The organism is Flavobacterium sp. (assembly GCF_044361015.1).
GTDB lineage: Bacteria > Bacteroidota > Bacteroidia > Flavobacteriales > Flavobacteriaceae > Flavobacterium.
The window spans coordinates 1-8,214 of record NZ_JBIKJL010000074.1; the positions used below are offsets into that span (position 1 = coordinate 1).

Sequence of the window (8,214 nt, forward strand, 5' to 3'; positions counted from 1 at the left end):
TAAACTCATTCAAAAAAAGATTAAAATTTTTATTGGCAAACTTGTTAATAACATTAGATACTTCTCTGTAAGGCATTTGTAATCGATTGGCAAAGGTAAACAAGTTTAAATCTTTGTCTTTATAAATTTTGGATTCGCTAACAAAGGAAATAATTTTATTATATTTTTCCTCATACTCTACAATGTTTATATCGTTTTGAAATGGAATATCTATTTCTTCAACTGAAGGATTTTCGTTAACAACTTTTTGGTCATTTTCTATTTCAATTTCTAATAGTAAATTCTTTTGGTTAATCCCATAAATGCTAATCCAATAAACAATAAAAGCAATAGCGATTGTCATTACCATCAAAGTATCTATATTATAAATTTTTTTAATCCTAATAATAGAACTTATAGTGTCCAACAAATACAAAAATATAGATATCCAATTTATAACATAAATCGAATTTAATCTACTTTCCTCATCGCTAGAGTAAAAGTTTTTAACCACCGGTTTATATTTTTTCAGTAAAATAATTGAAGCCAAAAGATATGATATGCTATATATTGGAATAAGAACTAAATAAGCGAAAACCCTATTTGGAAAGAAAATGTTTTGATAAAAAGGTCTTGCTAATTCTTCAGGGTAAAAAAACAATAGCATAAAAAAAACAAATTCTATAATGCCTGGTAAAAGATGCCAATAATCTTTTTTTTTCAAAACACCCAACACGCTTCTTGTATAGAGATAAAATATAGTAGGTGATAAAAAAAAGAAATTTGTAGGAAACTCAAAAACTGCTTTAATGTTAAAATTATCAAGAAAAAAATGAAATCCGGGACCAACAAGGGTAAAAAGATAAATACCTAAAAGTATTAAAGACGTATTTCTCTTCTTATTCAATATAAAAATAAAACTGTATATAATGGCTTGCATTATAGCCAAGCAGGTGATAAGATTAAATAGATCTTTCATTTTCTAATAAAAATTTAATTTATTAATATAATGCTTAACATTTATTGTTTTTTGAAAATTAATCATAGTAAAATTTTTTAAGTAAATTACTTTTTTTGACTTGTGACAAAAGTAAAAAAATTGTTCCTTAATGATAGAAGATATATTAAGATCTTTATAAGTAGTATTTTCCAGAGCTAATTTTCGTTTTTGTTAATAACTAAAATTGATTTTCATCTCTTGAAAATGTATTTTTGAAAATGTAATTATTACTTATTTTTTCAGCTAATTACTAATCACTTTTCACTAATTACTTTCAAATGTATTTAATCTTCGACACCGAAACCACCGGATTGCCTAAACGTTGGGATGCACCCGTTACCGATACCGATAATTGGCCTCGCTGCATTCAAATTGCCTGGCAATTGCACGATGAGATGGGAAATTTGCTGGAAAATCAAGATTATTTGATACAACCTGACGGTTTCAATATTCCCTATGACGCGGAGCGAATTCACGGAATTTCAACGGAATTGGCTCAGCAAAACGGTGTCCCGTTAAAAGAAGTACTGCTAAAATTCAATACCGCTTTAGCCAAATCTAAATTTGTTGTTGGTCAGAATGTTGGTTTTGATGTCAATATTATGGGTTGTGAATTCCATCGCATGGGGGTTGAATCTCCTATGAGTTCAATGCCGGTTTTAGATACTTGTACTGAAGTCACTGCAAAATTACTCAAGCTTCCCGGAGGAAAAGGCGGTAGGTTCAAATTACCCACCTTAACTGAGTTACATCAATATCTTTTTGGAGTTCCCTTTGCAGAAGCCCATAATGCTACTGCCGATGTAGAAGCAACCACCCGATGTTTTCTTGAATTAATCAAAAGAGAGATTTTCACGAAGGAAGAGCTCGACGTTCCAGCGAGTTATTTCAGAGAATTTAATCAACACAATCCGAAGGAAATTCCGCTTGTCGGGTTGAAACATATCAACTTGAAAGAAGCTTCGGAAGCCATTCGAAAACAATTTCAAAAAGAGCAACCCAAGGAAACAATCAAAAAAGACGATTCCAAAAATCAAGCGGTTTTGGCAGAGGTTGATTTTGTACATCTGCATAATCACACACAGTTTTCGGTTTTGCAATCAACTATTTCGGTTGCAGATTTGGTTAAAGCTGCTGTAAATAATAAAATGCCTGCCGTTGCCATGACAGATATCGGCAATATGATGGGTGCTTTTCATTTTGTTCGTGATGTTTTATATCATAATAAATCGGCTGAAGCTAAAAATAAAGCCGCCGTTGAAGCCGGAGAAAATCCAACCGAAACCATTATCAAACCGATTGTAGGTTGCGAATTTTTTGTCTGCGAAAATCACAAAGATAAAACCAGAAAAGACAATGGTTACCAAGTGGTTTTGTTGGCTAAGAATAAAAAAGGGTATCATAATTTAGCTAAAATGTCTTCCATCGGATTCACAGAGGGTTTTTATTATGTGCCACGAATTGACAAAGAAGTCATTCAAAAATATAAAGAAGATATCATTGTATTGTCCGGAAGTTTAACCGGAGAAGTTTCCAATAAATTATTAAATATCGGTGAAAATCAAGCCGAAGAAGCCCTGCTTTGGTGGAAAACTGAATTTGGTGATGATTTTTACATCGAACTCATGAGGCATAACCAAGAAGATGAAAATCGAGTGAATGCTTCGTTGATTTCATTAGCCAAAAAGCATGACGTAAAAACGGTGGCTACCAACAATGTTTTTTATGTGGATAAAGAAAATGCGAATGCTCACGATATTTTGCTTTGTGTTCGCGACGGTGAAAAACAAGCCACGCCAATAGGAAGAGGTCGCGGTTATCGCTACGGTTTGCCGAACCAGGAATATTATTTCAAGTCGGGCGAGTTGATGAAAAAACTCTTTGCCGATTTACCGGAAGCCATTTTAAATATTAATGAAGTCGTCGATAAAATAGAAATTTTCGATTTGGCTCGTGGTGTTTTACTTCCAAAATTTGATATTCCACAAGATTTTTTAGTTGCAGAAGACGAAGAGGATGCTGGTAAAAGAGGTGAAAATTTATATTTGAGACATCTTACCTATGAAGGAGCAAAAAAACGCTACGGAACTATTACGTCTGAAATAGAGGAGAGATTGGATTTTGAATTAAAAACCATCGAAAATACGGGTTATCCCGGCTACTTTTTGATTGTTCAGGATTTTATTAGAGCAGCTCGTGAAATGGATGTTTCAGTAGGACCCGGACGTGGTTCAGCAGCCGGTTCAGTGGTAGCCTATTGTTTATGGATTACTAATATTGATCCTTTGGTATATGATTTGCTTTTTGAGCGTTTCCTAAATCCAGATCGCGTTTCCATGCCCGATATTGATATTGATTTTGATGATGAAGGTCGTGGTCGTGTGATACAATATGTGATTGATAGATACGGTTCAAATCAGGTGGCTCAAATTATTACTTATGGTAAAATGGCCACTAAATCATCGTTGAGAGATACTGCTCGTGTACTAGATTTACCTCTTTTTGAAGCCGATAAATTAGCTAAATTGATTCCGGGAATGATGCCTGGAAAATGGAGTTTAGCCCGATTTTTATCCGATTCGATTGAAGAAGTTAAAAAAGCGGTTCGTTCCGATGAGTTTGATAATATTAAAGAATTAATTGCGATTGCTAAAGAAGGAGAATTAGCCGGAGAAACCATTCAACAAGCAAAAGTTTTAGAAGGTTCGCTTAGAAATACCGGAATTCATGCTTGTGGTGTGATTATAACACCAAGCGATATTACCAATTTCGTTCCTGTTGCAACTGCCAAAGATTCTGAATTGTATGTTACTCAATTTGACAATTCTGTAGTGGAAAGTGCCGGTCTGTTGAAAATGGACTTCTTGGGTTTGAAAACCCTTACCTTAATCAAAGACACGGTTAAATTAGTTAAATACAGAACCGGAATTGAACTTGATCCGGATGCTTTTCCAATCGATGATGTCAAAACGTATGAGTTATTTCAACGTGGAGAAACAGTGGGTATTTTTCAATACGAATCGGTTGGAATGCAAAAATACCTTCGTGATTTAAAGCCTACGGTTTTTGGCGATTTAATTGCAATGAACGCATTATACCGTCCCGGGCCATTGGAATATATCCCCTCTTTTGTTCGCAGAAAAAACGGCGAAGAAGAAATAAAATATGATTTGGATGCTTGTGCAGAATATTTAGATGAAACCTACGGTATTACAGTTTATCAAGAGCAAGTAATGCTTTTGTCTCAATCTCTAGCCGATTTTTCAAAAGGTGATGCCGACGTTTTGCGTAAAGCCATGGGTAAAAAAGATCGTTCAACGTTGGATAAAATGAAACCAAAATTCATTGAACAAGCAGTATCTAAAGGTCATGATGCGACTATTTTAGAAAAAATTTGGAAAGATTGGGAAGCTTTTGCGAGTTATGCCTTTAATAAATCGCATTCCACTTGTTACGCTTGGATTGGTTATCAAACGGCTTATTTAAAAGCTCATTTCCCAGCAGAATACATGGCTGCAGTTCTATCCAACAACATGAACGATATCAAACAGGTTTCGTTTTTTATGGAAGAATGTAAACGGATGGGGTTAAAAGTATTAAGTCCGGATGTAAATGAATCGTTCTACAAGTTTACGGTAAACGACAATGGAGCCATTCGTTTTGGAATGGGAGCAATTAAAGGTGTGGGTGCCGCAGCTGTTGAAACAATCGTTCAAAACCGACTAAAAGACGGAAAATACAAATCCATTTTCGATTTAGGAAAGCGAATTGATTTGCGTGCTGCTAATAAAAAAGCATTTGAAAACTTAGCCTTAGCCGGAGGATTTGATGGATTTTCTGAAACACATCGGGCACAATATTTCCATAACGATGGAGATAATGTTACATTTTTAGAAAAGGCCATTCGATACGGAGCTAAATACCAAGAAAATGAAAATTCCGCTCAAGTAAGTTTATTTGGTGATGCCAGTGAAATTCAAATTGCCGAACCTGTCGTGCCGCCTTGTGAAGAGTGGAGCACGATGGAAAAACTAGCCAAAGAAAAAGAAGTGGTCGGGATTTATATTTCCGGGCATCCTCTGGATGATTACCGGTATGAAATGAAGTATTTCTGTAATTCTAAATTGGAATCGTTGAAACACTTGGAGCAACATGTCAATAAAAATCTCACTTTTGGAGGTATTATAACCAACGTGCAACATCGTGCAGCACAAAACGGAAAAGGTTGGGCTTCCTTTACATTAGAAGGGTATGATGAGAGTCATGAATTTCGAATTTATGGCGAAGAGTATTTAAAATTCAGACATTTCCTCATCCAGAATAATTTTACATTTATGAAGGTGATGGTTCGCGAAGGTTGGGCAAATGCAGAAACAGGAAAAAAAGGGGATCCGCGAATTCAGTTTCAAATGATACAATATTTACAAGATGTATTGACGCAGTTTGCAAAAAAACTAACGATTCAAATGAATATCATGGAATTGAAGCAAAATGTAATTGAAGAACTCGGAACTGTTTTTAAAAATTACAAAGGTGATAATACCGTTACTTTTGAGGTGATGGAATTGGAAAAAGTGACCAGAGAAATTGAAATTAAGCCTGTCGTTTTATCGGTTGAAGAAGATTTGGATGTTGAAAATTTAGAGGAAATTGAAATGGAACTGCAACCTCCAACGGAAGAGATTAAACTAGTTACTAAATTAACGATGCCAAGTCGAAAATTGAAAGTGCAGATATCGAAAGAACTTTTGTTTGAATTATCAAAGTTAGATGTAGATTTCAAATTGAATTAAAATACTTACATTTGAAGAAACTCATTTCCCACGAATGAAATTACTAAAAATAAAACCTTCTAAAAGTTTAAATAAAGCTTACTTTAAGCAATCACTTTCACGTGAACAAATGGAGCTTTTTAAAAAGGAATTGCAAAATACTTTTAATCATATTGATGAAAAGCAAGACGAAGAATACCATAAAAATGTTATTGCCGACTTGTTTAAAAACGTGTATTGCAAAGATAAATATCTTGTAAACGTTAATAAAAAAGAAGATTTAGTAATCCGTTTAGGTAACAATACTTCCGATGATGTTGGTGTTTTATTAGAATTTAAAAAACCAACCGAAAAACGCGATATGGTTTCGGCAGAAAATGCCAATGTAAAAGCATTGCAAGAACTCGTTTTATATTATTTACGTCAAACCGTTGATCACAACAATCATAAAATAACAAATCTTGTGGTGACCAATATTTATGAATGGTTTATTTTTGACGGGGTTTGGTTTGAAAAGAACATTTTCAGAAATACCAAACTTAAAAAAGACTATCTCGCCTATAAAACTTCCGGTCACGATACAAAATATTTTTACGAAAACATTGCCGCAAAATACCTAGCTGAATTTGCAGAGGAAATTCCGTGTACCTATTTTAATTTATTAGATTATAGAAAGAACATTGAAGACAGTAATCCAAAAAATGATGACGACTTAATTGATTTATACAAAATTCTGTCGCCCGAACATTTACTCAATAAAAAATTTGCCAACGATAGTAATTCTTTAAATACCGATTTCTATAACGAATTACTTTACATTATTGGTCTTGAAGAAAGTACAGCAACTGCCAAAAAAACCATTCGAAGAATTAACGAAGCCGAAAGAAATGCAGGGTCATTTATCGAAAACACGATTGCAATACTTAAAACCAATAAATATTTAGGGTATGATAAAAGTGACGAAATAGAAAACCAATATTACGAAACCGCTCTAGAATTATGCATTACTTGGCTCAACCGAATTTTGTTTTTAAAGTTATTAGAATCGCAGTTAATCAATTATCATAAAAATGCTAACGCTGATTATAGCTTTTTGTCTCCCTCAAAAATTTCAGAGTTTGATGAATTACAAGAATTGTTTTTTGATGTTTTAGCCGAAAAAATAAAAGACCGAAAACCAGAAGTAGTTCAAAAGTACGCAGCTATTCCTTATCTAAACAGCTCCTTATTTGAACAAACCGAGCTCGAAGCAAATGCAACTCGAATTAGCGGATTGAAAGACCGATTGGAAATTCCTGTTTACAAAAAATCAGTTTTAAAGAAAGGAACCAAAGAAGAAATTAAACCCAAAACCAGTTTAAAATACCTTTTAGAATTTCTCGATGCCTATAATTTTGCAAGTGAAAGTAATGCCAAAATTCAAGAAGAAAATAAATCAATTATAAACGCTTCGGTACTTGGATTGATATTTGAAAAAATTAATGGCTACAAAGACGGTTCGTTTTTTACTCCCGGTTTTATAACCATGTATATGTGTCGTGAAACCATACGCAAAGCTGTAGTAGAAAAATTTAAAACCAGTTTTCCAAAATGCGAAAGCATTCAAGAGTTTGACGAACTTAAAGACAAAGTAGATTATACTGATAAAATCCAAAGAGCAGAAGCCAACAAGCTCATTAACGACATAAAAATTGTAGACCCAGCCGTTGGTTCGGGACACTTTTTGGTTTCGGCATTGAACGAAATGATTGCCATTAAAAGTGATTTAAATATTTTGAGTTACACTAATGGAAATCGAGTTTTAGGATATAGCATTACTTTAGATAACGACGAACTCATCATTCAAAACCAAGAAACCGACAAGCTTTTTGAATACACATTAAACCAAAATAACAACATTATTCCCGAGTTACAAGAGCTACAAAGTTGCTTGTTTACTGAAAAACAAATCCTTATCGAAAATTGCCTTTTTGGTGTGGACATCAACCCAAAAAGTGTCATGATTTGTCAATTGCGTTTGTGGATTGAATTATTAAAAAACGCCTATTACACCAAAGAAAGCGAGTACAAAGAATTGCATACCTTACCCAATATTGACATCAACATCAAAACCGGAAACTCGCTAATTTCTAAATTTGCCATCAAAGACAACGTGTTTGAACGTATAACAGGATTTCAAAAGAAACTGCAAGAATATAAAAATTGGGTGCATATTTATAAAAAAACCAACGATAAGAAAGCAAAAGACGTTTTAAAAAAGAACTTACAACTCTTTAAAGACGAGTTCAAACTAGCCGATTTACGCATAACCAAACTGCAAAACGACTTGCGAAAACTAAACGCCGAATACTATGACAAATACCAAACCTACCAAGTTTTTGCTAGCGAATTAACAGATAAACAACTCAAAGCCAAAGAAAAACTAGAAAAAGAAATCAACGACAAACAAGTAGAAATACAACA

3 protein-coding genes are annotated in these 8,214 nt (G+C 33.8%); 2 read left to right on the forward strand and 1 reads right to left on the reverse strand.

Going from position 1 to position 8,214, the window contains the following annotated elements:
• On the reverse strand, positions 1-958 hold a 958-nt coding region (locus ACIQ2Z_RS11955), incomplete at its 3' end, for a hypothetical protein (RefSeq protein WP_396184388.1).
• A 299-nt stretch (positions 959-1,257) separates the two neighbouring features.
• Here ACIQ2Z_RS11955 and dnaE point away from each other — a divergent pair.
• Entirely contained in the window at positions 1,258-5,772 is a 4,515-nt protein-coding gene (dnaE, locus tag ACIQ2Z_RS11960) for a DNA polymerase III subunit alpha (RefSeq protein ID WP_396184389.1), read from the forward strand.
• Between the two features lie 34 nt (positions 5,773-5,806).
• A partial coding sequence (locus tag ACIQ2Z_RS11965; RefSeq protein WP_396184390.1) for a DNA methyltransferase occupies positions 5,807-8,214 on the forward strand: 2,408 nt, incomplete at its 3' end.